This window comes from Bacteroides faecichinchillae JCM 17102 (genome assembly GCF_000614145.1).
GTDB classification, from domain to species: Bacteria; Bacteroidota; Bacteroidia; order Bacteroidales; family Bacteroidaceae; genus Bacteroides; species Bacteroides faecichinchillae.
On record NZ_BAKK01000011.1, the window covers coordinates 95,022 to 120,658 of the forward strand.

A 25,637-nucleotide genomic window follows, 5' to 3' on the forward strand; every position below is an offset into this window, starting at 1 on the left:
GTTTGTTGGCGTACAATATAGTGAATCGGATTGAAAAAATCTTTAAACATTAGGTTTTATTAAGGGAAAGTTGGCGAAAAATAAAAAAACGCCGGAACAAAGAATTTTTCTTTGTTTACCGGCGCTTCTTCGTTGTAAGATGTGAGGTTGGTTTATAAAAACGAATTATGCATCGATATTTGCATACGTTGCATTCTCTTCAATAAATTCGCGACGTGGTCCTACGTCTTCACCCATTAGCATAGAGAAAACATAATCGGCTTCTGCGGCATTATCAATATTTACTTGTTTCAGCATACGGTTTTCCGGATCCATAGTTGTCTCCCATAATTGTTGAGCATTCATCTCACCTAAACCTTTGTATCGCTGTGTATGGATAGCGTTTTCTGAACCACCGCCATAGGTGTCGATAAACTTCTGGCGTTGTGCGTCTGTCCAACAATATTCTTCTACTTTACCTTTTTTGCAAAGGTAGAGCGGGGGAGTAGCAATGTATAGATAGCCATTCTGAATAATTTGTGGCATATAGCGAAAGAAGAATGTCATGATCAGTGTGTCAATGTGAGAACCATCGACATCGGCATCGGTCATGATAATAATCTTGTGATAGCGCAGTTTTTCAATATTAGCTGCCTTGCTGTCGTCTTCTGTTCCGATTGTAACACCCAGAGCTGTATATATGTTACGAATTTCGTCGCTTTCCAAAGCTTTGTGGTACATCGCTTTTTCCACATTAAGGATTTTACCACGTAGTGGAAGGATAGCTTGGAACATACGGTTACGTCCTTGTTTAGCAGTGCCACCTGCCGAATCACCCTCGACAAGGAATAACTCACATTTTGAAGGATCCTTGTCCGAACAGTCAGCAAGTTTACCAGGCAAACCACCTCCAGACATTGGAGATTTGCGCTGTACCATCTCGCGTGCTTTTCTTGCAGCATGGCGTGCAGTAGCTGCCAGAATCACTTTGTCTACAATCGTTTTTGCTTCCTTTGGATGTTCTTCCAGATAGTAAGCTAAAACTTCGCCTACAGCTTGGTCTACTGCTCCCATTACTTCGTTGTTTCCCAACTTAGTTTTGGTCTGTCCTTCGAACTGTGGTTCAGCTACTTTTACAGAAATAACAGCAGTCAGTCCTTCGCGGAAGTCATCTCCTGAGATCTCGACTTTTACTTTTTCCAGCATTTTGCTATCCTCTGCATATTTTTTTAGTGTACGGGTAAGCGCACGACGGAAACCAGCAAGATGTGTACCACCTTCGATGGTGTTGATGTTATTGACATAGGAATGTACATTTTCCGAGAATCCGGTATTGTACATGATTGCTACCTCTATAGGAATTCCCTGCTTTTCTGAATTCAGATAGATAACATCATTGATCAAATGTTCACGTGAGGATTCGATAAAACGTACGAATTCTCTCAAACCTTCTTCCGAATAGAAGTTTTCACTCTTGAAGTTGCCGTCTTCATTCACTACCCGACGGTCGGTTAAAGAAATGCGAAGACCAGCATTCAAATAAGCTAATTCACGCAAACGGGCTGCCAGAATTTTATAGTCATATACTGTTTCAGTAAAGATAGTATCATCCGGCCAGAATTGTTGACGAGTACCTGTAATATCGGAAATGCCGACTTCCTTTACAGAATAAAGCGGTTTGCCGATTTCGTATTCCTGCTGATAGATTTTTCCATTACGGAATACTTGTGTAGTCATGTGCGTAGACAGTGCGTTCACACAAGACATACCTACACCATGCAAACCTCCGGATACTTTATACGAACCTTTGTCGAATTTACCTCCGGCGTGTAACACAGTCATGGCTACTTCCAATGCCGACTTTTTCTCTTTTTCATGATAATCGACTGGGATACCACGTCCGTTGTCCTGAACTGTAATTGAATTATCTTCGTTGATAGTTACTTCAATGTGGTCGCAATATCCGGCCAGTGCTTCGTCAATAGAGTTATCAACGATTTCGTATACCAAATGATGAAGCCCCTTGATGCTGATGTCACCAATGTACATCGCAGGGCGTTTTCTTACTGCTTCGAGACCTTCCAATACTTGGATACTATCCGCAGAATATGACCCGTTATTGGGAGTGATTTGTTCTTCGCTCATAATTACTTTTCTAAGTTATAATAACAGAGCAAATATAGTGAAAAATGTCGATTTGGCGAAGAATGAAAGGTGAAAAAATAAAGAATAAGCGCGTATTCTTTATTATGGGACAAACTTAATAATCAGTGACTTAAAACACAAAAGGCCGAACCTAAAAGTTCAGCCTGAATGCTATATAGAATTGTTTATTTTCTATTATTAAGCGAGCTTATTGATGTAAAGAGCCAGCTTAGATTTCAGATTGTTAGCTTTGTTTTTATGAATAACATTTGTTTTAGCTAACTTATCCAACATCTTTGTAATGCCTGGATACATTGCAACTGCTTCTGCTTTATTGGTAGTTGCACGAAGCTTTCTAACAGCATTTCTCATGGTTTTACCATAATATCTGTTGTGAAGTCTTCTTGTTTCTTCTTGTCTGATTCTTTTCAGTGATGATTTGTGATTTGCCATTTCGACTAATCTATTTTTAGTTCTTTATTCTTTTAACTTGTAGCCCGTGGGGGAATCGAACCCCCCTTTCAAGAATGAAAATCTTGCGTCCTAACCGATAGACGAACGGGCCATCCTATTGCTGCATTTCTGCAGTTTGCTTTCTCGAAGCAGAGATTGTTTCTCGATTGCGGATGCAAAGGTAGGAACTTTTTTGAAACTGACAAACTATTTGCGAAAAAAAATCAATAATACTCCCAATTATTTTGGGTGATTTGTTTATAATGCCTGAAAATCAATATAATATAGATGCTTATTTCCTTTGAAGATTTGTTTCTATATAGAAAGCAATGAATTATTTTGTTTCACATATACCTTATTATATTTAATAATTAGTTTTTGCAGATTACTCATCTATCGTTTCAAGAAGATGCTATTTTGCTGTTTATGACTATTAATAGTTCGCACCTCTGCTCTTAATTAATAGTCTACATATTGATTCTTAATACTCAATTTCTTGGTTATTAATATCTAATATCTCAGAAATTAATAGTCTTGGTTATTTTTGAATAAGCTTCTTCTGCTCAATAGGAAGGAAAACAGCATCAGTTGATAGATATTGGTGATTAGTTGGACTTTCAAAATTAAGAAAAATGAAATTCTAAGATGTTATATCCCATTGATAAGCATGATTATCTTCGCTGAGTGTATGGTTGTACATTTCTCTTTTTTTTGTAGTTTTGCTACCGGAATAGGATAAATGGATGTTATGCTACAAAAAACAAGAGGAATAGTTCTGCACACGCTTAAATACAATGATACGTCTATTATTGTAGATATATATACAGAACTATCTGGAAGAGCTTCTTTTCTAGTAGCTGTGCCACGTTCACGAAAAGCAGCTATTAAATCTGTGTTATTTCAGCCACTGGCTTTTATTGAGTTTGAAGCGGATTACCGTCCGAATACAACACTTTATCGTATTAAGGAGGCAAAATCTTTCTATCCGTTTTCTTCTATTCCATATGATCCGTATAAATCGTCGATAGTTCTTTTTTTAGCTGAATTTCTTTATCGGGCAATGCGTGAAGAAGCGGAGAATCGTCCGTTATTTGCTTATTTGGAACATTCGGTCATATGGCTTGATGAATGCAAGAAGAGCTTTGCTAATTTTCATTTAGTTTTTTTGATGCGCCTTTCTCGTTTTCTAGGACTTTACCCGAATTTGGAAGATTATCAGGCTGGTGATTACTTCGATATGTTGAATGCTTGTTTTATTTCTGTACGTCCTCAATTACATTCTTCTTATATTAATCCTGAAGAGGCGGGGCAACTCTGCCGGTTGATGCGTATGAACTATGATACAATGCATCTTTTCACGATGAGTCGTGCGGAACGTATTCGCTGTCTAACGATTATCAATGACTATTATCGCTTACATTTGCCGGATTTTCCGGTTTTAAAATCTTTAGAGATTTTGAAAGAATTGTTTGATTGATAATTATCTAAAAAGGCTTTGTTAGTGAGGGGAGTTTTTTGTTAATTCTCTTGTATACAAGCTTAGTAATATTTGTATTAAATCCCGGATAATCAGCGAGTAGCCTATATTCTATTTTAATTATTGGCAAACATGTGATTTTTTTTGTTTACTTAATTGTTTTTTATCTATTCCAGACGTTGCTTTAACAACTTGCTATGAAATTCGTTTTGAATATTGGGAGTTTTTATGCCTCTTTAGCAGTGTTGTGCAGATCTCCTATGGCTAATATCTGAATTTGGAATAGGAATCAATAGACAGCTTCCTGTCCATTAATAGAGAAGTTCATTTCAATTTTATAGGGAGAAGTAAATTAGGTAAAGGATATAAAAAAACTATCACCGTTCCGCATTCTCAATGGATAAGGGGGATTCTGCGTTACCGGTGATAGTCGATAGAACTATAGTATTTTTTGCTGTGTAAAAAGAAGGATTTTATCCTAAGAGTTCCTTTACTTTAGCAGAGATAGCACGACCTTCCGCAAGTCCGGCTAGTTTCTTGGAAGCAACGCCCATTACTTTACCCATATCTTTACCACTGGTAGCACCTGTTTCAGCAATAATCTCTTTTAATGCTACTTCCAGTTCCTCAGCAGACATTTGTTTGGGTAGGTAAGTTTCCATTACTGCTACTTGCGCCATTTCTGTATCAGCCAAATCCTGACGTCCTTGTCCAATATAGATCTCAGCAGCATCTTTTCCTTGTTTCACCAATTTCTGAATAATTTTCAAGGCTGCATCATCTGTCAATGTATCATTAGCTCCCGGAGCTGTTTTCGCCTCTAAGAAGAATTTTTTTATGTTTCTCAGAGTTTCCAAGGCTACTTTATCTTTCGCCTTCATTGCGGTTTTAATGTCTTCGCTGACTTTTTCAAATAAGTCCATATCTTTTTTAATCTAAATTACTAGAAAGTAATCACTCCGTCACTATCAGTAGCTTCTTCTGTTGCTACTTCCTCTTCGAGAGCGGCTTTTGTTTTAATTTTGGTAAGAGTCGTTTTATCCCGTTGGTAAGTAGGAGAGTCTTCCACCATAGCGATGATGTCATCATTATCTAAATCTTCGATGTTGAAGAGATAGATATGACGGCGTTTACGGAGACTCTTGCTACCAATACCATTGGCACTTTCTCCATATGCTTTGCGGATACGTTCTTTGTTCTTTTCTTTTTCTTCCTCCAGCATTAATTGACGTTCTTCTTCTTCCTGGCTTCGAGCTTCGTGCAGACTATCCATACCCGGTACATCTTCTACGCCGAATCCGGTTGCCAATACAGTGATCTTTACCTTGCTTTCCAGTGAGTTGTCCATGGCGACACCCCAGATCACTTCCACTCCTTCGCGGAATTTACTCATAAATTCATGCACTTCGTTCATTTCCTCCATCATCAACTCGGATGTTGAGCAGAAAGAAACATTGAGCATTACCTTTTTAGCATTGAAGATATCATTGTTGTTTAGCAATGGAGAGTGCAGGGCATCATCAATAGCTTTCGTTACGCGATTTTCTCCTTCTCCGAATCCTGTACTCATGATAGCAACTCCACCATCTTTCAGGATTGTTTTTACGTCAGCAAAGTCCAGATTGACAGTACCGCGCATGGTGATAATTTCGGCAATACTTTTAGCAGCAATAGACAAAGTATCATCAGCCTTACCAAATGCATTCATAAAGGTAAGGTCCGCATATATCTCACGTAAACGTTCGTTATTGATGACCAGCAATGCATCTACATGCTGAGCGATACGTTCTACACCATCCAACGCCTGAATAATCTTCTTTTCTCCTTCGAAGATGAATGGAATAGTAACAATACCTACCGTAAGAATATCCATTTCTTTGGCGATACGGGCAATAACCGGAGCTGCACCGGTTCCGGTACCTCCTCCCATTCCAGCTGTGATAAATACCATTTTGGTACCATCATTCAACAGAGTTTTTATATCGTCAATACTCTCTTCAGCGGCATCTCGTGCCCGTTCGGGACGGTTGCCGGCACCAAGTCCTTGTGTAATGCTACGGCCCAATTGCAGTTTTACTGGAACAGGTGATTCCGCCAAAGCTTGGTTGTCCGTATTGCAAAGAACGAACGTTACGTCATGTATACCTTCCCGGTACATATGGTTTACGGCGTTACCGCCACCGCCACCTACACCGATTACTTTTATGATTTTCGGCGAGTCGGTCGGGAAATCAAATTGTACTATCTCGTCCATATCTTATTGAATTTTGAATTATTTCATATCATCATCAGAGAAGATTTCCTTTGTCAGCGAATCAATCTTTCGCTGGATCCAACTTGGACCGGCTTCCCGTTTCCGTTTTTCCTTTTCTTCTTTCTCCTTTAGTTTGCGAAGTCTCTCCTTTTCTTTAGCAGCATCTCTGGCAGCTTGTCTGGCTTCTCTTTCTTCTTCGTCTTTCTTGATTTTTGCTAATCGGGCTTGCTCTTGTAGTTCTTTGTCGTCTTCGAACATATCCACTGTCTGGTGAATTTCCGGTTCTGCTTTAGGAACAGTAACTGGAGCTTTATGAGTAGTCTCTGTTAAACAACAGTTCTGATTACCTTCAAAAAGAAGTCCGAAGACTGTATTCAAAGAACTGTCTTTCTTTAGCATATTATTAGAAGCATGAACTGTATTACGAGGCAATTTCGCTAGTCGTATTTTTTCTATTTTGCTGCGTCTGCGTAACATTTCATCCAGATTCTTCAGGTTAGCTGCTCCACCGGTCATGATAATACCAGCCAGCAACTTATCTTCATAGCTTGAAAGCTGGATTTGATTCCATACATTGGCTATGATTTCCTCGGCACGTGCTTCGATAATGTTATTAAGTTTACCTAGCTCAATCGTGCGGCTATCGTCGTCCAGTTTGCAGGTAGCGGGTTCTTCGTTCTCGTCTTCTTCGTATAACGCATCTCCGTATGCTTTTTTCAGACGTTCTGCCTCTTCTTCCTCCATTTGCAGGGTGCAGATATCACGTGTGATACTGTTTCCTCCCAATGGAAGAACAGTCAGGAAACGAAGAATATTATTTTTATAAATTGAGATGGTTGTTGTATCAGCTCCGAAGTCAATCAATGCACATCCCGAACGGCGCTCGCTTTCTGTCAATACGGCGTTCGCTGTAACCAATGGTGTAATCAGTTGATCGGCAATCTCAATTTTTGCTTGTTGGAAACAATGTTCCAGGTTTTTGCGTACAGAGGAACGGGCCACTATATTGAGGAAACGCCCCTCAATGTGGGTTCCTACTAGGCCAATCGGATTGGCTTGTAAGTTATTACCTACTTTATATTCTTGTGGTGCTACGTCCAATATATCCATATCAACCACCGGAATAGCGATATTCTCGTCACCGATAGCGTTTACAAGTTCTTCCGATATGATGGCTTCCTCTTCCAGGTCGCGACTCACTACATTACGGACTGTGCGGAGCGATTGTCCACCAATACCTACATATACCTTGGCGATTGAGTTATTCAATTCACCTTCCAGTCTGTTAATGATAGAAGTCAGGCTTTGTGCAGTTTTGTCAAGGTTAAAGATGACTCCCTTACGGATAAACGTTGAAGAGTCTTCTTGCGCATATGCTAAAATCTGCATGCTTCCGTCACTGTTCTTTTTTCCGGCCACACCGGTTATCTTCGATGAACCTAGTTCAATCGCGGCGATAAATTCTGTTGTTGCCATATCTTTTTATTTGTTATTATTCTCGTTTTGTACAAATAATCTGGTTACTAAACTCTAGATTGATGCGTGAATATTTGTTCCAGCCTACCTGATTGAGTCCTTTCTCATAAAATATCTTTAGGCGTGAAAGCTTATTCTCAAAATTCTCCAGTTTTCCGAGATAGACAAGGTGATCTCCTACACGTGGCACCAGTTCGATAGTGCGGTCGGACAATACATTGATTTGTTCTATCTGGGCATCCCAGAACTTATTGTTTTGCAAAAATACACCAAACTTATATAAATCCTTCATTGCGAACGACTTTTCTACGTTTCCGGTGACAATTGCCCGGTGAGCGACACATTTCGCATCTTGTGGCATGATGGTTCCTTTATTATCAAGATAGTAATTTTCACCGTTGCTACTCATAACACGAAGGATAGGAATGCGTTGCGCTACTTCAACACAGATCTTTCCGCTAGGTGTCTTATAGCATTCCGCTTCTGCAATGAGCGGGTGTTTACTTAGTTCGCGCTCCAACGATTTAGTGGAGATGCGTTCCAATTTCTTCCCGATAGGATATATACCTTTGTTTTGAAGGACACCTTTCAATTCGTTTTTGGTGATAAAGCCTGCATAAGCGGTATCCTTAATCACTAACTCCACGTCTCGGCAAGTCTGATCGATAGGCTTACGGTTGAAGGCAGTTATAGCTATACCGAGGTAGGCTATAAGCACCAGCATGACAATGAACAGAAGGATTCTCTTTACCATAATATTATTAATTAAGAATGAAGAACTTTCATTTCCAATAGTTTTTTTATTTCAGGAACATAATTGTCAATGTCTCCGGCGCCTAAGGTAATCAATACTTCAATGTTTTTATCTTTCAGAATGTTCAGTATTTCTTCCTTTTTACACATACTTTTTTCAATACCCGGGTGGAGATTATCATAAATCAGCTTGCTGGTAACACCAGGAATAGGTGTTTCACGAGCAGGATAGATGTCTATCAAAATGACTTCGTCCAGTAAGGAAAGGCTGTCTGCAAAGTCTTTGTAAAAGTCGTGAGTACGGGTATAAAGATGTGGCTGGAAGATTGCTGTGATCTTCTTATCTTTATAAAGTTCGTGGATAGACTGTACACTTTGCTTGATTTCGGCAGGATGATGAGCGTAGTCGCTTAGGAATACAATCTTGTCATTCTTTATTTTAAAGTCAAAACGGCGGTCTACGCCATGGAAACTTGCCATTCCTTGTTTAATCTCTTCGTCAGTTACTCCGTTCAAGTGGGCGAGTGCCATCGCAGCTATTCCGTTTTCGATATTGATACTAACAGGAACTCCGAGCTGTATATCATTGATTCGCGTATCAGGAGCGACAAAGTCGATGAAGATTTCTCCGTTTCCGATGCGAATGTTTTCAGCATGGAAGTCTCCTTCGTCGCGTGAATATGTATATACACGAACCCCTGCTTGTACTTTAGGTTGCAAAGCGATACCTTTACGGATAATCAATGCACCTCCCGGTTGGATCAGAGTGGTATAGTGTTCGAAGCTTTCCAAATAAGCTTTCTCTGTTCCGTAAATATCCAAATGGTCAGGATCAGTTGCTGTGATGACTGACATATAAGGAGATAACCAATGGAATGAACGGTCGAACTCGTCTGCTTCGATTACTGTGTAGGGGCTTTTCTGGGAAAGCAACAGATTAGTACCATAATTCTTAGAAATACCTCCGAGAAAAGCGGTACATTCTATATGTGATTGATTTAGCAGGTGTGCAGCCATAGTAGAAGTAGTTGTTTTACCATGTGTACCTGCTACGCATAATCCTTTACTCGAACGAGTGATTGTTCCTAATACCTGTGCACGTTTTTGTATCTCAAATCCATTATTACGGAAATACTCCAGTTCCTCGTGATCATGAGGAATAGCAGGAGTTAATACCACTAATGTTGTTTCTTTGTTTTTGCAACTTTCCGGAATCAGACGAACGTTTTCTTCATAATGTATTTGTGCACCTTCAGCAATAAGATTTTCAGTCAATGGGGTAGGGGTACGGTCATATCCGGCTACGATTTTTCCTTTGGAAAGGAAATAACGTACGAGAGCGCTCATGCCGATACCTCCGGCACCTACGAAATAGACTGACTTTATGGATTCAATATTCATTGTTTTCACTGTTTTATTTTATGATATCGGGTATGGATTATAGAGATTCTTCTGCTAACTTTATCACTTCCTGTGCAATGATTTTTGCAGAATCAGGTAAAGCCAGTTTGGCAATATTCTCACTCAACTCTTTCAATTTACGATCATCGGTTACAGTTGCTAAAGCTATATTCAGCAATGTATTTTCGGCTTCGCTATCTTTCACATAGATTGCAGCCTGCTTGTTGACAAGTGCTAGTGCATTTTTAGTCTGATGATCCTCTGCAACATTAGGTGAAGGAACCAAAACAACGGGCTTGTTCAATAGGCAAAATTCAGAAATAGAGCCGGCTCCCGCACGTGAAATGACCAAATCGGCAGCAGCATATGCAGCAGCCATGTCCTTGATGAAATCGGTTACAAATAAATTTGGCAGTTCTCCTGTGGCCTTTATGGCTTTCATGACTTGCGGATGATAGAATTTTCCTGTTTGCCAGATAAATTGTACATCGCTATTTGCCTTGATTGCAGATAATCCGGCTATCAATGTATTATTAATAGTACGAGCTCCTAAGCTACCTCCTACAATTAATACAGTTTTCTTACCGGATTGCAGATGAAATGAACGGAGTGCTTCGTCTTTGGAAGGCATATCCTTTGTCAAATTCTGGCGAACCGGATTTCCTGTCATAATGATTTTATCGCCAGGGAAAAACTTCTCCATTCCTTCATATGCTACACATATCTTTCTGGCTTTCTGTGCCAATAATTTATTTGTTACTCCTGCATAAGAGTTCTGTTCCTGGATTAAAGTAGGAACTCCCATCATTCCTGCTGTCTTTAATGTGGGACCGCTGGCATAACCTCCTACACCTACCGCTACTTGTGGGCGGAAGTTTTTGATGATACTACGTGCTTTCCATTGACTACGTGCCAATTTCATCAGTACAGCTATATTCTTCCATAGATGTTTGCGATCGAATCCTGCAATTGGAAGCCCGATTATCTTATAACCTGCATCGGGAACCCGTTGCATTTCCATTCGTCCTTCGGCACCTACAAAAAGTATTTTTGCATCTGAGCGTAATTCGATTATTGCGTTGGCGATGGATACAGCCGGGAAAATATGACCTCCCGTTCCTCCACCACTGATGATAATTCTAAGTTCTTTTTCCATACTAATCTTTTCTTCTTTCCTGTTCACCGTTCATCGTTTCTTTTATTGCTGATCTATCAGCTATTATGACTGTCCTGTTCATCTTCGAACTTAGCATCGCTATTCAGAATCTGTGCAGTCGGTTCAGCAGCTGTCTGTGCTTCCGAATCGGAGGTACCAGCTGCTATTTGCATCTGAATCTGTGCATCGTGTGCTTTTTGTTCTTCCAAATGGGCAGTATATCGGCTGACGCTTAATATCATTCCGATATAAGCGCAATTAATTAATGTACTTGTACCTCCTTTACTTATCAGGGGGAGAGGTTGTCCGGTTACAGGAAACAATCCGACGGCAACCATCATATTTAATATCGCTTGTGATACTAGCAATATGGCAATTCCCATTACAAGAAAGGCGGGAAAAGTCCGTTCACATTTTTGTGCGATTCTTCCTGCGCGCATTAACAGACAGAGATATAAGAATACCACAAATGCTCCTCCTATCAGTCCCATCTCTTCGATAACAATGGCAAAGATAAAGTCGGAGAATGCTTGGCTAAGAAAGTCACGTTGAATCGAGTTTCCCGGTCCTTTGCCGACTACATGGCTTGTTGCAATAGCAATGCGTGCATGTGCGATCTGTGCATCTTTGTCAATATCAAATTTTGCAGCAGGTACGTCTTCTTTGTCAAAGAAACCTTTGATACGGTTTTGCCAAGTTTCCAAACGATGGAGTCCGGGAGTATTGTGCAATGTTTTTGCAGGAATAGCAATCACTGTTCCTACGCCAAGCCCTGCTACGAGTACAAGCCCTCCCATCAACATTAATAATTTTTTGGAGGATACTCTCCCGATGAACATCATCATGAATACCACTCCAAACAATAGCATAGCTGTTGAAAGGTTTTCCGGTGCAATCAATATGAGTACCAGTCCGGTGATAATCATGATATATTTAAAGGCTTTCGGATTAGCTCCTTCATCATCCTGTTTCTTAGACAAAATGAATGAGACAGCAATGATAACCGCCATTTTTGCCAACTCTGAAGGTGGAATTGTAATCCCATGAAAGTCATCCAACGAGCAGCTCCATTGACACGATCTCCTGTAATGATACCCATCAGCGTAACAAATGCCAATAAGACCAGAGAAAGCGGGTATAGGAAAACAGGAAATACCTGAAACCATTTATAAGGAACATTGTGTAGAAATACCACTACTACAGCACCTACCATTAGAATGATAGAGTGTTGTGTAATAGGTCCCCAATGGTCACCGCTTTTATAGGTAAGCGTTGAAGCTGCCGAAAATACCTCAATAATTGAGATGAGACAGAGACAGAGGAAAATAATCCAGATTACCTTGTCACCTTTGAATATGTTCTTTAATAAATCCATCTTTTTAATTAAGAATTAAAAATTAGAAATAGGTAATTAAAGGGCGAGGACGTACTTCTTAAATTGATTGCCGCGATCTTCGTAACTCTTAAAGAGGTCGAATGAAGCGCAACAAGGACTTAATAATACGGTTTCGCCTTTTTGAGCTAGTTTGTAGGCTACTTCTACTGCGTCTTTCATTCCTGTTTGTACGTCAGCCACCGGAAGCCCCAAACGGTCGAAGAAATCATGCAATTTTTCGTTATGAAGTCCTAAGTATACCAATGCCGAGCATTTTTCACGTACTAGGTCTTCTATTTCCGTGTAGTCATTACCTTTGTCTTTTCCACCGAGAATCAATACCACCTTGGTAGTCATGCTTTGCAAGGCGTACCAGCAAGAATTGACATTCGTTGCTTTAGAGTCATTGATGAAATCGATACCACGTACACGTGCTACTTTCTCCAAACGGTGTTCTACTCCCTTGAAATCGGAAAGTGCTTTCCGAATATTCTCTTTGGTGATACCGGCTAAGTTGGCAGAGATTCCTGCTGCTAAAGAGTTATATAGATTATGTTGTCCGGTCAGAGCCAATTCTTCTTGTTCCATGTTGAAGGTGATCGGTTCTGTTATCTTTACTTCCTTGTCCTCTACGTATGCGATAGCACCTTCTTCTTTTACAGCTGCAAAAGGGTACAAGTGAGCTTTTAAACCATGTTTCGCAAGCTCCCGTTTGATAATGGGGTCGTCATTCCAGAAGATGAATGCATCGTCTGGCGTCTGATTCTGAGTGATACGGAATTTTGCATCGATGTAATTCTGCATACAATGGTCGTAACGGTCCAAATGATCAGGGGTAATATTCATTAATACGGCGATGTTCGCACGAAAATTATACATGTTATCCAGCTGGAATGAGCTCAATTCAATAATGTAATAATCATGATCATCTTCAGCAACCTGCAAAGCCAGACTCTTTCCGATATTACCGGCTAAACCTACATTTACTCCTGCACTTTTGAAAATATGGTAGATCAGGGAAGTAGTGGTAGTCTTTCCGTTAGATCCTGTGATACAAATCATCTTTGCATCTGTATAACGTCCGGCAAATTCTATTTCGGAGATCACTGGCGTACCTTGAGCTTTCAATTTCAAAATTATAGGTGCATCATTCGGTATGCCAGGACTTTTAATCACTTCGTCAGCATTCAGAATAAATTCTTCTGTGTGGTGCCCTTCTTCCCAAGCAATTTGATAGCTGTCCAGCAGTTCCTTATAATTGTCCTTAATAGCGGACATATCCGAAACGAATGTGTCGAATCCCTTGACCTTGGTAAGAACGGCTGCACCAGCTCCGCTTTCACCAGCTCCTAAAATTACAATTCTCGACTTCTTTTCAGCTCTTTCCGAAGAAGAGGAAGCAAAGTTAACTTTGCTACTGTTTTCTGTATTCATATATATAGGATAAAAGAGTATTGGTTATAATAACTGAATACTCAGTTTTGCTGCAAGTGTTGGTTTGTATTAGTAACAGGCATGAGTACTTGCAGCTTATACCTCATACTTGTTACTTTTATATGTTATCTTATCTTCAATGTTATGATAGTGAACGCTGCCAATACGATGGTTACAATCCAGAAACGAACGGTAATTTTTGATTCATGGAACAACTGTTCCGGTTTAGTGAACATCACTGTACAACCGGGTTCTATCAGACTCATGGAAGTGCGAAAATGATCATGGATCGGTGCCCGTTTGAACAATCGTTGTTTTACTCCTTTCCGTTTTCCTATTTTGTAGTAGAAACGTTGCAGGATCACCGACAGATTCTCTACCAGGAATACACCACAAAGGATTGGAATCAGTAATTCCTTATGAATAATGATAGCAAATACGGCAATGATTCCTCCAATGGTCAAACTACCTGTGTCTCCCATAAAGACTTGTGCCGGGTAGGCATTGTACCATAAGAAACCAATTAATGCACCAATGAAGGCACAAATAAAGATTACCAGTTCTTCCGATCCCGGAATATACATGATATTCAAATAACCGGCAAATTCAATATGGGATGATACATAGGCTAAAATACCTAACGTGACACCGATAATCGCGGAATTTCCTGCTGCCATTCCATCCATTCCGTCATTTAGATTGGCTCCGTTTGATACGGCGGTAACAACGAAGATTGTGATAATGACAAACAATACCCATCCGGCTGCTTGTGCATGGTCACCCATAAAGGCAACGATATCTGCATAATCGAGGTTGTTGCTTTTAAAGAAAGGAATAGTGGTTTGAGTGGATTTCAGGTCATTGGTTCCATGTATTACTTCCATTTCTTGTCCGGGTTTATGTACTTCGATGTTTTCCCGGATTACTACATCTGGGCTTAAGTATAATGTGAGTCCTACAATTAATCCTAAACCTACCTGACCGATAATTTTAAACTTTCCATGTAGACCTTCTTTGTCTTTTTTGAATATCTTGATATAATCATCTGCAAATCCGAGTGATCCCAACCATACGGTGGTAATCAACATTAATATCATATATATATTGTGTAGCTTACCTAATAGCAAACATGGGATAAGAATAGCGACGATAATGATGACTCCTCCCATACTCGGTACACCTACTTTATTAACACCAAATGGGTCAATTTTTGCATCGCGTTGGGTCTCCGTAATCTGCTTCTTCTTAAGTAGATTAATGAATCTGTCTCCCCAGATACTTGAAATAAGTAATGCAAGGATGACTGCCATCAAAGCTCGGAATGAGGTGTATCCAAACATTCCTGCTCCGGGAAAATTAAGCTTATGTAGCCATTCAAACAGATAGTATAACATAATATTTATCAGTTTATCAATGTATCATTATGCCTGTCCTTAACAAATTACCGACAGAATGATTCATTATTTAAAAATTTCTTTCAATACTTCTTTATCATCGAAATGATGTTTCACTCCTTTAATCTCCTGATAATTCTCGTGCCCTTTTCCGGCAACCAGAATTACATCTCCTTTCTCAGCAAACATACAAGCTGTCCGAATTGCTTCTTTACGGTCTGCGATACTAAGGGTTTTCTTTAAATCATCTGCATCTAGTCCGGCAAGCATATCACTGATGATGTCTTGTGGTTCTTCAAAACGTGGATTGTCGGATGTGATAATAACTCGGTCGCTGGCTTTGGCGGCTTCTTTTGCCATGATGGGGCGTTTGCCTTTATCACGGTTACCACCGGCACCTACCACAGTAATCACTTTTCCCTTGCCTTCAAGAACTCCATGAATTGCATTCAATACATTGATAAGTGCATCCGGAGTGTGTGCATAGTCTACGATTGCAGTAAATCCTTTCGGAGAACGAACAGCATCGAAACGTCCAGCTACCGGGTGCAAAGTACTCAGAGCCAGTAATACATCTTCTTCTTTCTTTCCTAATAATACCGCAGCTCCAAATACAGCTAAAAGATTGGAAGCATTGAATTTGCCTATGAATTGAACAGCTAACTCGTGGTTATTAAAGTCGAGCAGCATTCCTTCGAAATGCGATTCAAGTACCCGCCCTTTGAAGTCACTAAGGCTTCTTAATGAATAGGTATATACTTTGGAACGTGTATTCTGTGTCATCACTAATCCATTCTTATCGTCCAGATTAGTCAGACTAAATGCGTTTTTGGGTAATTCATCAAAGAATTTCTTCTTGGCTTTCAGATAATTCTCTACAGTTTTATGATAGTCCAAGTGGTCGCGAGTCAGGTTGGTGAAAATACCTCCTGCAAATTTTAATCCGCTAATACGCTTCTGAGCAATAGAATGTGAACTGACTTCCATGAAAGCATATTTGCATCCTTCATCTGCCATTCGTCCTAACAACTGATTTAGTGTAATAGGATCAGGAGTAGTATGCTCAGTTGGAACAGGCTCATCATCAATATAATTACAGACAGTAGAGATTAGTCCAACTTTATATCCGAAGTAACGGAATGTATTATATAATAAGGTAGCAATCGTAGTCTTCCCATTTGTTCCGGTGACACCTACCAGCTCCAATTTGGAGGTTGGATTTCCATAGAAAGTTGTGGCAATCTTTCCTGCTGCATCTTCACTGTCTTTCACCTGGATATATGTAATTCCTGCTTTTGGCTCTTCCGGCAAGTCTTCACAAAGGATTGCTACTGCTCCTTTTTCAATAGCAGTAGGGATGTAGGCATGACCGTCAGTCTGTGTGCCACGCATAGCCATGAATAAATGTCCTTTTTCCACCAGGCGGGAGTCTATGTTGATCCCGGTGATTTCAATTTCCGAATCTCCGGATATCTGTACCGGTTGTATTGCTTTCAGTAACTCTTTTAATAACATAACTTTATTTGGCTCTTCTTTTTTCATTTTTAATTCCTCATTTGCAATGTAATAGTTTGCCCTTTTTTCGCTACGGTTCCGTTTGCTATAGATTGGCTTCTTACTTTACCGACACCCACCAGGCGAACCTTCAACCCTTTGCTTTCAAGTAAGTAGACTGCATCTTTTGCTCCCATGCCAATAACGCTGGGTACAAAATTCTGCATGTTACTCCGGCTTTCCAGAACCACTGCTTGTGGGGCTGCATGACTACTTCCCCATACTTCCTTACCTGAAGAGGTAATTTCACCTTGTGTTTTGATATTCAACTCATCCAAAACCCGTTTTGCGGATCGCATTTCTCCTGCTTTAACGTTTGGTATTACTACACTGTTTGTATCAATCGCACTTGTAAGTGGCAGTCGCAAGTCTTTAGCATAGACTCTTTCAGCTATTTTACTGAATACGCTACCTGCCATCAAACCTCCCGAGGCTGGTAAACCAGGCTTTTGTATGGAAACAATCATGCTATATTTCGGTATTTCAGAAGGAAAATATCCACAAAAGCTAACCAGATAATTTGTTGTTCCAGTTTTGTATCCTGCTATTCCTTGAGAAATTTGAGCTGTTCCGGTCTTTCCCGATACATGGAACTGCTTGCTGCCTGCTGGTTTAGCAAGTCCTTCACTTACTACTTTCCGTAAAATCTCTTGGATTTGTGCTAATGTTTTATCCGAACAAATTTTAGGATTGATGACTTCTGTTGGGAACTCTTGGATCACTTCTCCATCTTTTATCGCTGCTTTTACAAATTTCGGACGTATGGATACGCCATTATTGGCAATCGCATTATAGAATGTCAGGATATTTATAGGCGGTACCTGTGTCTCATAACCGATACTCATCCATGGTAAAGTGGTTTTTGAAAAATAACGTTCTTTAGGGCCACGAATATTTGGCTTTCCTTCTCCGGAAATTTGTAAATGTAGAGTCTGGTCGATGCTCATCCGTTTTAATCCATCAACGAATTTTTGTGGATTCTTGTTATAAAAGTTGTCGATAATGCTAGATGTCCCGACGTTGGAAGACACTCCTAAAATCTCAGTGACAGTTAGCTTTCCATATCCTCCGCGATGCCAGTTATGGTCTTTCATAACACGTCCATGCATGGGCTTTTGTCCATTACCGGTATCGACAATATAGTCAGGGGTGATATAGCCATCTTCTAATGCTACCATGATGGAAGCTGTTTTAAAGGTAGATCCTGGTTCTAGCATATCACTTATAGCGTTGTTACGCATTTCATAGTATTCACCATCTTTTCCTTTCATCATATTGACGATAGCTTTTACTTCTCCGGTAGCAACCTCCATTAAAACAACAACACCTACACTGGCGTTTATTTCTTTCAGTTTGTCTACTAGTGCTTTTTCACAAATATCTTGCATACCTACATCAATAGTAGTAATCAAGTCGCAGCCGTCTACTGGAGGGATATCTACAATATTCAGATATTTATTCATCACTTTCTGGCGATGAGTTAAGCCGTTGCGTCCTTTCAGGATAGTGTCGTAAGCAAGTTCAATTCCATTTTTAGCTCCTTGTGCAGTGTCGGCAAAGACATCACCTAAAGTACGTGCAGCCAATGAACCGAATGGTTTTTTGCGTTGGTTGAATGCCAGTCCTTTAAATCCGCCTTTGTAGGGATTCAAACGAAAAACGGGCAAACGTTTCACCTCTTTATATTGTATGTATGAAATACGTTTTGGATAGATCAGATAGTTACGGCTTTTAGCCTGACGTCCTTTTTTGAGATGCGCTTTAAATTCTGCTGCACTTTTATCCGGAAATATTTGGTGGAGTCCTTTACAAATAGAATCCATGTTTACTTTCAGAATAGAATCACGTCGTGCCTGATCTTTTATTTTCTTCTTTTCATCCTTTTCACCGGACATAAAGTCCATATATATCTTATATTCAGGCAAAGAACTTGCCATTAGTTTGCCGTCGGAAGAAATAATGTTTCCGCGGTTAGGCTTCACCGTCACGTTTTCTTTTACGAAACGGTCGGCTACATCCTGCCAGTATTGCCGATCGGCAAACATAGTGATGCCTCCCTTCACAACAATTGCCACTCCTATCAATATCATAATCAGTATGACGAAGAAGTAACGGGTCATTATGTTCTTTTTATTAACTGCACAGTGCTTGTCTTTTAAAACTACAAATGTTCTATCTAGCTCTCTATTTAATTAGGTAAGGCGGATTAGTGGAAGTTTGCAAATCACTTTCCTTACTCGATATATAATTCTCAATACGTGATTGACGACTCTTTTCCATTAATTCGGAACTACGAGTCAGTGCATCGTATTTGATATCTATCAGTTCTTTTTTCAACTTATCTATTTCAATCTGCTGCTGCTGACTGGCATAACGGTTGTGAATATAGAAAATGACCATTACCATAATAAGTACCAATAACTTTGTTTGGCGACGGAAAAAGTCAGTAGCTAAAATATCCCACCCAGAATACTTTTCAACGAAGTACGTTTTTTCTTCTTCTCCTCTGCTGCTTTTTTGTTTACTGTTCCTTCCATATCTTTTATTTTTTCTCTGCAATACGTAATTTAGCACTTCTCGAACGCGGATTTCTTTCTATCTCTGCTTCATTGGGAACAATCACTTTATTGTTGATCAATCGGAAAGGGGTTTGTACGTTTCCAAAAAAGTCTACTTCTGCTTTTCCTTCTACGTTACCCGTCTTCATGATGTTTTTCACCATACGGTCCTCCAATGAGTGATAGGTGATGACAACTAATCTTCCTCCCGGCCTAAGCGCCTCGATAGTCGCCAGTAACATCTCTTTTAATGCTTCCATTTCCTGGTTCACTTCAATGCGAAGCGCTTGGAATACTTTTGCCAGTTCCTTCTTTTCTCGTTCTCGTCCAAAAAGAGGTTTGATAATTTCCAGAAACTCACCAATCGTCTGGATATATTTTCCGTTCCTTTCTTTTGCAATGACAGAAGCCAGTTTCCGGCTGTTCTTTAATTCCCCATATAAATAAAAAAGATTAGCCAGTCGTTCTTCTTCGTAAGTATTTACTATATCCGTAGCTGTAAGTCCGGCACGTTTATTCATGCGCATATCCAGTGCTCCATCGAAGCGGAAAGAGAATCCGCGTTCGCTGTCGTCAAAGTGATGGGAAGATACGCCGAGGTCAGCTAGGATCGCATCTACCTGTTCGATGTCATGGTAACGGAGGAAGTTGTGTAGGTAACGGAAATTACTACGTACAAAAGTGAAATGGGGATCGTTGACGATGTTACGTTCTGCATCTTCATCCTGATCAAATCCTAGTAGCTGTCCTTCTTCTCCGAGTCGTGACAGGATTTCACGAGAATGTCCGCCCCCTCCAAATGTAACGTCTACATACGTTCCATCCGGACGAATATTCATTGCATCAACGCTTTCTTTCAGTAATACAGGTACGTGGTATGTCAGTTCATCTTTCTCCATTTTCTATTTTGTCATCGTTCATAATTTCTTCTAATGCGGCTCCGAACTCTTCAGACGACATAAATGGTTGCTCTGTCCGTTCTTTAGCCAGATCTCTATTTTGTTATCGACGCCGATAAAACGAATATCCCCCCGGATATCACAAATTTGCAAATATCGTTTGGGAATAAGTATTCGTCCGTTACTATCTTGAGTGACCACTTCAACATCGCTAACAAATTGCCTGAAAATTAGTTGGTGTTTGCTGTTCCATTTATTTAATCTGCTTCGGAGTTCGTTCAGTTCCTCATTCCATACACTCTCTGGATAGAGTGTCAGGCAATCTTGAAATACGTCTTTACGCATAATAAGTCTCTCTTCAGAAGCAGCTTGTAACTGTTTCCTAAAAGTGGCGGGTATAAATACTCTTCCTTTGACATCCGCTCTGGCTTCAATATTCCCTAAAAACCGTATCATTTACCTTATTATAATAAGCGACGGTAAAAGTATGAATTTCCCCACAATTCCCCACTATATTCCACGAAAATCTTTTTGAGAAGTTTTCAACAGAATGTTAATTGCTTATTCCATTGAAAATGAAGTTACTCCGGAAAGACTCTTTTGGTGGGGAATTGAAAGGTGTTGCCTGTTGTAAATGATGATTATAGGGAGGATGTTGAATGTTGCCCACTAGTGATATTCTCACTTCATTCATATAATTATTTTGTTTATTCAGCGCATCTCCCCTATATATGTTTTTATAGTAAATCCATCACAGTCACCTATTTGCTATTAACTATCTTATTATCAATAATTAATGGTGTGACGGCAAGTGGTGATGGCAGTGTGATGGAAAATCGTGTCGTCACCATCCGGAAGAGGGTTAGAGGAGCAAAATGTGAAGAGATAGTCATGAGAAGTTTAAACTAACTATACCAATGAAGCGCTAGATCCTATTGAATTAAGAGTTTCAAGCCTTGAAACACTTGGTTTCATTTGGTGAAACTATTAGTTTCAAGTGCTGAAACACTTAGTTTCAATTAAGTGAAACTAGAAGTTTTAATAGAGTGAAACGCAAATATCTTAATAATGAAATGGAACTAACAAAGGAATATAAAAGAAGATATAAGTGATGAGGAGAGGCGAATGCAGGAGTCAAAATCACTTGGTTTATGTTACTTCTTTTGTGTAATATATGTAAATTGGAATAATAGACGATATACTTTGTTTAAAAGGAAGATAAAGAAGAACGAGTCCTGTGTAGAAAAAATAGAAACATGAGAAAATCAATTGATTTCCTCATGTTTCCGAGTTCATTAACACAACTAAAAATCCGCACTAAAAAATATAAAATCTGAAATTAACAAGTTTGTAGTTAAGGTTTAGCGGAAGTCTTTCAATTCATCCTGTAATTTTTGACGCGTAAAGAAGATACGGCTTTTTACAGTTCCTAACGGAAGATTCAGTTTTTCTGCAATCTCGCGGTATTTGAAACCTGAAACGTGCATAGCAAACGGTACTCTATATTCTTTAGGAAGAGAATTCACCACTTTGTGCATTTCTTTCAAGTCATAGGCTCTTTCTGTACTTTCAAAACCGGCATCTTGCGGCAGACTTAAATGATAAAGATTATCAGTCTGGTCAATAAATGTCTGGTCGCGGACTACTTTACGGTAGTTATTAATAAAGATATTGCGCATAATAGTGTACATCCATCCTTTAAAGTTGGTGTCCGGCATATATTTATCCTCATTATCTAATGCTTTAAGTGAGGTCTCTTGCAACAAATCGTTTGCTTCTTCACGGTCGGTTGTTAGTTTGTATGCAAAGCGGAGTAATTCGTCTTGTACTCCAATTAGGTCTTTTCTGAAGCTTAAACTTTTCATATGCGTTGCTTTTTAATAATTAATATTCTATTCGGTTTTTTTGATGTTGCAAGTTTAGCGCGATTCAAGAAAAGTGACAGGGGTAAATTCAACTTTCTTAGGGGGTAAATCTATCAGATGATAGTTTTTAGGTCGTATTTGATAGTTTTTAGGTGGTCTTTTTTTAGGTTCTGAACTCAATTCCTGCATTTTCTATCAAATTATTGCGATTAATAAAAAAAGAACCGCTAATTTTGTAGCATCATTTTTATTTGAAAAGAATGACTGATGACTCTTTGTTTTTAATTGATGTTGATAAGATACTTCGGGCAAAGGCGCCGAAGCAGTATAGGTACATTCCTAAGTTCGTAATCTCCTATTTAAAGAGAATCGTACATCAGGATGAATTAAACGTATTCCTAAATGAGTCGAAAGATAAGTTAGGAGTGGATTTCCTCGAGGCATCTCTGGAGTTTTTGGATGCAAAGGTAGAAGTGAAAGGAGCAGAAAATCTACCAGAAAATGGTTTGTATACTTTTGTTTCCAATCATCCATTGGGAGGACAGGACGGTGTAGCGCTCGGTTATGTATTAGGACGGCATTATAATGGAAAGGTGAAATATCTGGTCAATGACTTATTGATGAATCTTCGTGGTCTGGCACCGCTTTGCATACCTATTAATAAGACTGGGAAGCAAGCTAAGGACTTTCCCAAAATGGTAGAAGCCGGTTTTCAATCTGATAATCAGCTTATCATGTTTCCTGCAGGACTTTGCTCACGTCGTCAAAATGGGGTTATTCGCGATCTGGAATGGAAGAAAACATTTATTGTGAAGAGTGTACAAGCAAAACGCGACGTGGTGCCTGTTCATTTTGAAGGTCGGAATTCCGATTTCTTTTACAATCTGGCAAATACATGTAAAACATTAGGGATCAAATTCAATATCGCAATGCTGTATTTGGCCGATGAAATGCTGAAAAATCGTCATAAAACCTTTACTATTACATTTGGCAAGCCAATTCCTTGGCAAACTTTTGATAAATCGAAGACGCCTGCACAATGGGCCGAATATGTAAAGGATATCGTATATAAATTGTAACTTATAGAACAACTATAACAAAGAATATGGAAGAGATTATAAGCCCGGTAAGCAAAGAACTACTAAAAGCGGAACTTACAGAAGAAAGGCGCTTGCGTATGACGAATAAAAGTAATAATCAGATTTACATTATTACTCATCAGGATGCCCCCAATGTAATGAAGGAGATTGGGCGTTTACGTGAAATAGCTTTCCGTGCAGCAGGTGGAGGTACTGGGATGTCGATGGATATTGATGAATACGATACCATGGAACATCCTTATAAACAACTGATTGTTTGGAATCCGGAAGCGGAAGAGATTCTGGGAGGATATCGGTATTTGCTTGGGACAGATGTCCGCTTTGATGAAAAGGGGGCTCCGATTCTAGCTACTTCTCATATGTTCCATTTCTCTGATACGTTTATTAAAGATTATTTGCCGCAAACAATCGAGTTGGGGCGTTCGTTTGTGACATTAGAATATCAGTCTACCCGTGCAGGGAGCAAAGGACTGTTTGCATTAGATAATTTGTGGGATGGATTGGGAGCTTTGACAGTAGTAATGCCGAATGTGAAATTTTTCTTCGGTAAAGTGACAATGTATCCGAGTTATCACCGTCGGGGTCGTGATATGATACTTCACTTTCTAAAGAAGCATTTTTGGGATAAAGATCAGTTGGTTTTTCCGATGGAACCGTTAAAAATGGAAACTTCGGAAGAAGAATTACAAGCTTTATTCTGCAAAGATACATTCAAAGAGGATTATAAAATTCTGAATTGTGAGATCCGTAAATTAGGATATAACATTCCGCCATTGGTAAATGCTTATATGAGTTTAAGTCCGACTATGCGTATGTTTGGAACAGCGATTAATTATGAATTTGGTGACGTGGAAGAAACCGGTATTTTGATTGCTGTTGATGAGATATTAGAAGAAAAACGAATTCGACACATCCAGACTTTTATTGAAAGTAATCCGGATGCGTTGAAAGCGCCTTGTGAGACTGAAGAAGTATTTACTCCTAAAGTTGTTACACCGCAGGCAGACTGTTGCCATTAATCTTGCGGTAAAGATCGAGTGCAAATACATCGGTCATTCCGGAAATATAATCAAGCACCGCCTGTATTCTTTCATAGAGTACAGGCGCTTTTATATTGTACTGGCTGGAAACACGGTTGATTAATAATTCAGAATATGCTTTTTCAGGTGAAGTTACAGCATCTATCATAAGTTCAAGCAGAGTACTGATAACGCGGAAACCGGCTAATTCGATGTCCAGCACATCTTTTGAACGGTAGATTTTCTTAATAGAGATGTCTGCACAATGTTTGTACGCTGTTGCTGGGCATTCAGAAATATGCTTGATGAGTGTTCCTTCGAAACTTCCCTCCAAGATTTCATCTTCATGATCAAGGAATACGCGGGTACATTCTCGAATCAATAGTCCGATGACAGAAGAACGTAAATAAGCGATTTGTTCATTGGTGTCACTGACAATGTGGAAAGTTTGACGGATATGTTTTTGACGTTCCTCACTAAAATAGGACATCAGAAGCTTTTTTGTTTCTTCGGTAGTCAGGATCTTTAATTTGTGGGCATCTTCTATGTCCATCATTTGATAGCAAATGTCATCGGCCGCTTCTACCAGATAAACTAGAGGATGACGCGCATATTTCAAAGGATGGTCGTTGAGCTGAGTAAGTCCTAGTTCGGTAGCTATCTTTTGAAAACTTTGTTCTTCACTGACAAAGAAGCCGAATTTGGATTTTTTACCTGCAAGACTCGATGAAAAGGGATATTTTACAATAGAAGCAAGCGTTGTATAGGTCATCGCAAAACCTCCTTTCCGACGTCCTTCAAACTGGTGAGTCAAAAGGCGGAAAGCATTGGCATTTCCTTCAAAATGTGTTAAATCTTCCCATTCCATCGGTGAAAGTTGTTCTCCGTTTAACTGTTTATATTGTAAGTTTAATCCTTTCCCTTCTGAGAAAAAGGTTGAAATGGCTCGTTCTCCGGAGTGCCCAAATGGCGGATTGCCAAGATCATGTGCCAAGCAAGCAGCGGATACAATGGAACCAATCTCTGGTAGAAAGGAATTGTGGAGTTCCGGCTTACGCTCTAAGATAGCTTTGGCAACGTCATTGCCTAAAGAACGTCCTACACAAGAAACTTCTAGGCTGTGTGTGAGACGATTATGCACGAAAATACTCCCTGGGAGAGGGAATACTTGTGTTTTATTTTGTAAACGTCGAAAAGGAGCGGAGAAAATAAGGCGGTCATAATCTCGTTGAAATTCCGAACGGTTTTCCAGACGTTCCGAATGAAATTCTTCCATGCCGAAGCGTTTCGCTGATATTAATTGATTCCAATTCATCATAAATAAATGTTTAATCTGTCAATATAC

General features: G+C 39.6%; 18 protein-coding genes, 1 tRNA gene and 3 pseudogenes. 3 read left to right on the forward strand and 19 right to left on the reverse strand.

The annotated features are described in order from the left end of the window. Window positions 1–165: 165 nt before the first annotated feature. The 3 genes from gyrB to JCM17102_RS08005 form a co-directional block, all read right to left on the reverse strand. Window positions 166–2,124 (reverse strand): DNA topoisomerase (ATP-hydrolyzing) subunit B, encoded by a 1,959-nt coding sequence (gene gyrB, locus JCM17102_RS07995; protein WP_025074721.1) that lies wholly within the window; start codon window positions 2,122–2,124, stop codon window positions 166–168. Window positions 2,125–2,322: 198 nt separating this feature from the next. Beyond that, window positions 2,323–2,577: a 30S ribosomal protein S20 gene (rpsT, locus tag JCM17102_RS08000; protein ID WP_025074722.1), complete on the reverse strand. Its 255-nt coding sequence runs from the start codon at window positions 2,575–2,577 to the stop codon at window positions 2,323–2,325. 40 nt (window positions 2,578–2,617) lie between these two features. Further along, a tRNA-Glu gene (locus tag JCM17102_RS08005) sits at window positions 2,618–2,689 on the reverse strand. Window positions 2,690–3,325: 636 nt separating this feature from the next. Between JCM17102_RS08005 and recO the strand changes: the two genes are divergently transcribed. After that, entirely contained in the window at window positions 3,326–4,054 is a 729-nt protein-coding gene (gene recO / locus JCM17102_RS08010) for a DNA repair protein RecO (RefSeq protein WP_025074723.1), read from the forward strand. Window positions 4,055–4,527: 473 nt separating this feature from the next. Here recO and JCM17102_RS08015 read toward each other — a convergent pair whose 3' ends face one another. The 15 genes and pseudogenes from JCM17102_RS08015 to JCM17102_RS08085 all read right to left on the reverse strand — a co-directional run bounded on the left by JCM17102_RS08015 (window position 4,528) and on the right by JCM17102_RS08085 (window position 22,173). Further along, window positions 4,528–4,977 carry a GatB/YqeY domain-containing protein gene (locus JCM17102_RS08015; protein WP_025074724.1) on the reverse strand — a complete coding sequence of 150 codons (450 nt, stop codon included), beginning with the start codon at window positions 4,975–4,977 and terminating at the stop codon, window positions 4,528–4,530. 20 nt (window positions 4,978–4,997) lie between these two features. Beyond that, a complete protein-coding gene (gene ftsZ, locus JCM17102_RS08020; RefSeq protein WP_025074725.1) occupies window positions 4,998–6,308 on the reverse strand; it encodes a cell division protein FtsZ in 1,311 nt (436 codons plus the stop codon). An 18-nt stretch (window positions 6,309–6,326) separates the two neighbouring features. Then, window positions 6,327–7,784 carry a cell division protein FtsA gene (gene ftsA, locus JCM17102_RS08025; protein WP_025074726.1) on the reverse strand — a complete coding sequence of 486 codons (1,458 nt, stop codon included), beginning with the start codon at window positions 7,782–7,784 and terminating at the stop codon, window positions 6,327–6,329. A gap of 16 nt (window positions 7,785–7,800) precedes the next feature. Continuing rightward, window positions 7,801–8,538, reverse strand: coding sequence for a cell division protein FtsQ/DivIB (locus tag JCM17102_RS08030; RefSeq protein WP_025074727.1), 738 nt, complete (start codon window positions 8,536–8,538; stop codon window positions 7,801–7,803). 11 nt (window positions 8,539–8,549) lie between these two features. After that, window positions 8,550–9,938, reverse strand: coding sequence for a UDP-N-acetylmuramate--L-alanine ligase (murC, locus tag JCM17102_RS08035; RefSeq protein ID WP_025074728.1), 1,389 nt, complete (start codon window positions 9,936–9,938; stop codon window positions 8,550–8,552). Between the two features lie 37 nt (window positions 9,939–9,975). Continuing rightward, on the reverse strand, window positions 9,976–11,094 hold the full coding sequence (gene murG / locus JCM17102_RS08040; protein WP_025074729.1) for an undecaprenyldiphospho-muramoylpentapeptide beta-N-acetylglucosaminyltransferase: 1,119 nt from the start codon (window positions 11,092–11,094) through the stop codon (window positions 9,976–9,978). 275 nt (window positions 11,095–11,369) lie between these two features. Beyond that, window positions 11,370–12,469, reverse strand: a pseudogene (locus JCM17102_RS26725) (FtsW/RodA/SpoVE family cell cycle protein); the annotation flags it as partial. A 36-nt stretch (window positions 12,470–12,505) separates the two neighbouring features. Beyond that, window positions 12,506–13,903, reverse strand: a complete 1,398-nt coding sequence (murD, locus tag JCM17102_RS08050; protein ID WP_025074730.1) for a UDP-N-acetylmuramoyl-L-alanine--D-glutamate ligase — start codon at window positions 13,901–13,903, stop codon at window positions 12,506–12,508. Window positions 13,904–14,028: 125 nt separating this feature from the next. Continuing rightward, a complete protein-coding gene (gene mraY / locus JCM17102_RS08055) occupies window positions 14,029–15,297 on the reverse strand; it encodes a phospho-N-acetylmuramoyl-pentapeptide-transferase (RefSeq protein ID WP_025074731.1) in 1,269 nt (422 codons plus the stop codon). Window positions 15,298–15,363: 66 nt separating this feature from the next. Continuing rightward, the gene (locus JCM17102_RS08060) at window positions 15,364–16,812 is read right to left on the reverse strand and encodes a UDP-N-acetylmuramoyl-L-alanyl-D-glutamate--2,6-diaminopimelate ligase (RefSeq protein ID WP_025074732.1); all 1,449 of its coding nucleotides are present in this window, start codon (window positions 16,810–16,812) and stop codon (window positions 15,364–15,366) included. Window positions 16,813–16,841: 29 nt separating this feature from the next. Further along, the gene (locus JCM17102_RS08065) at window positions 16,842–18,971 is read right to left on the reverse strand and encodes a PASTA domain-containing penicillin-binding protein (RefSeq protein ID WP_025074733.1); all 2,130 of its coding nucleotides are present in this window, start codon (window positions 18,969–18,971) and stop codon (window positions 16,842–16,844) included. Between the two features lie 64 nt (window positions 18,972–19,035). Further along, a pseudogene (locus tag JCM17102_RS26730) lies at window positions 19,036–19,388 on the reverse strand (FtsL-like putative cell division protein). A 5-nt stretch (window positions 19,389–19,393) separates the two neighbouring features. Beyond that, window positions 19,394–20,308, reverse strand: a complete 915-nt coding sequence (rsmH, locus tag JCM17102_RS08075; RefSeq protein WP_025074734.1) for a 16S rRNA (cytosine(1402)-N(4))-methyltransferase RsmH — start codon at window positions 20,306–20,308, stop codon at window positions 19,394–19,396. Continuing rightward, window positions 20,295–20,764, reverse strand: a pseudogene (gene mraZ / locus JCM17102_RS26735) (division/cell wall cluster transcriptional repressor MraZ). The gene rsmH and the pseudogene mraZ overlap by 14 nt, the downstream one beginning before the upstream one ends. A 905-nt stretch (window positions 20,765–21,669) precedes the next feature. Then, window positions 21,670–22,173 carry an RNA polymerase sigma factor gene (locus tag JCM17102_RS08085; protein ID WP_025074735.1) on the reverse strand — a complete coding sequence of 168 codons (504 nt, stop codon included), beginning with the start codon at window positions 22,171–22,173 and terminating at the stop codon, window positions 21,670–21,672. A 260-nt stretch (window positions 22,174–22,433) separates the two neighbouring features. Here JCM17102_RS08085 and glsA point away from each other — a divergent pair, with 260 nt between their 5' ends. Both glsA and glsB read left to right on the forward strand, forming a co-directional pair. Continuing rightward, window positions 22,434–23,252, forward strand: a complete 819-nt coding sequence (gene glsA / locus JCM17102_RS08090; RefSeq protein WP_025074736.1) for a lyso-glycine lipid O-acyltransferase GlsA — start codon at window positions 22,434–22,436, stop codon at window positions 23,250–23,252. 26 nt (window positions 23,253–23,278) lie between these two features. Next, window positions 23,279–24,292 carry a glycine N(alpha)-acyltransferase GlsB gene (glsB, locus tag JCM17102_RS08095; RefSeq protein WP_025074737.1) on the forward strand — a complete coding sequence of 338 codons (1,014 nt, stop codon included), beginning with the start codon at window positions 23,279–23,281 and terminating at the stop codon, window positions 24,290–24,292. Here the strand turns inward: glsB and JCM17102_RS08100 are convergent. Further along, window positions 24,264–25,610 carry a deoxyguanosinetriphosphate triphosphohydrolase gene (locus JCM17102_RS08100; RefSeq protein ID WP_025074738.1) on the reverse strand — a complete coding sequence of 449 codons (1,347 nt, stop codon included), beginning with the start codon at window positions 25,608–25,610 and terminating at the stop codon, window positions 24,264–24,266. The genes glsB and JCM17102_RS08100 overlap by 29 nt on opposite strands. Window positions 25,611–25,637 lie beyond the last annotated feature (27 nt).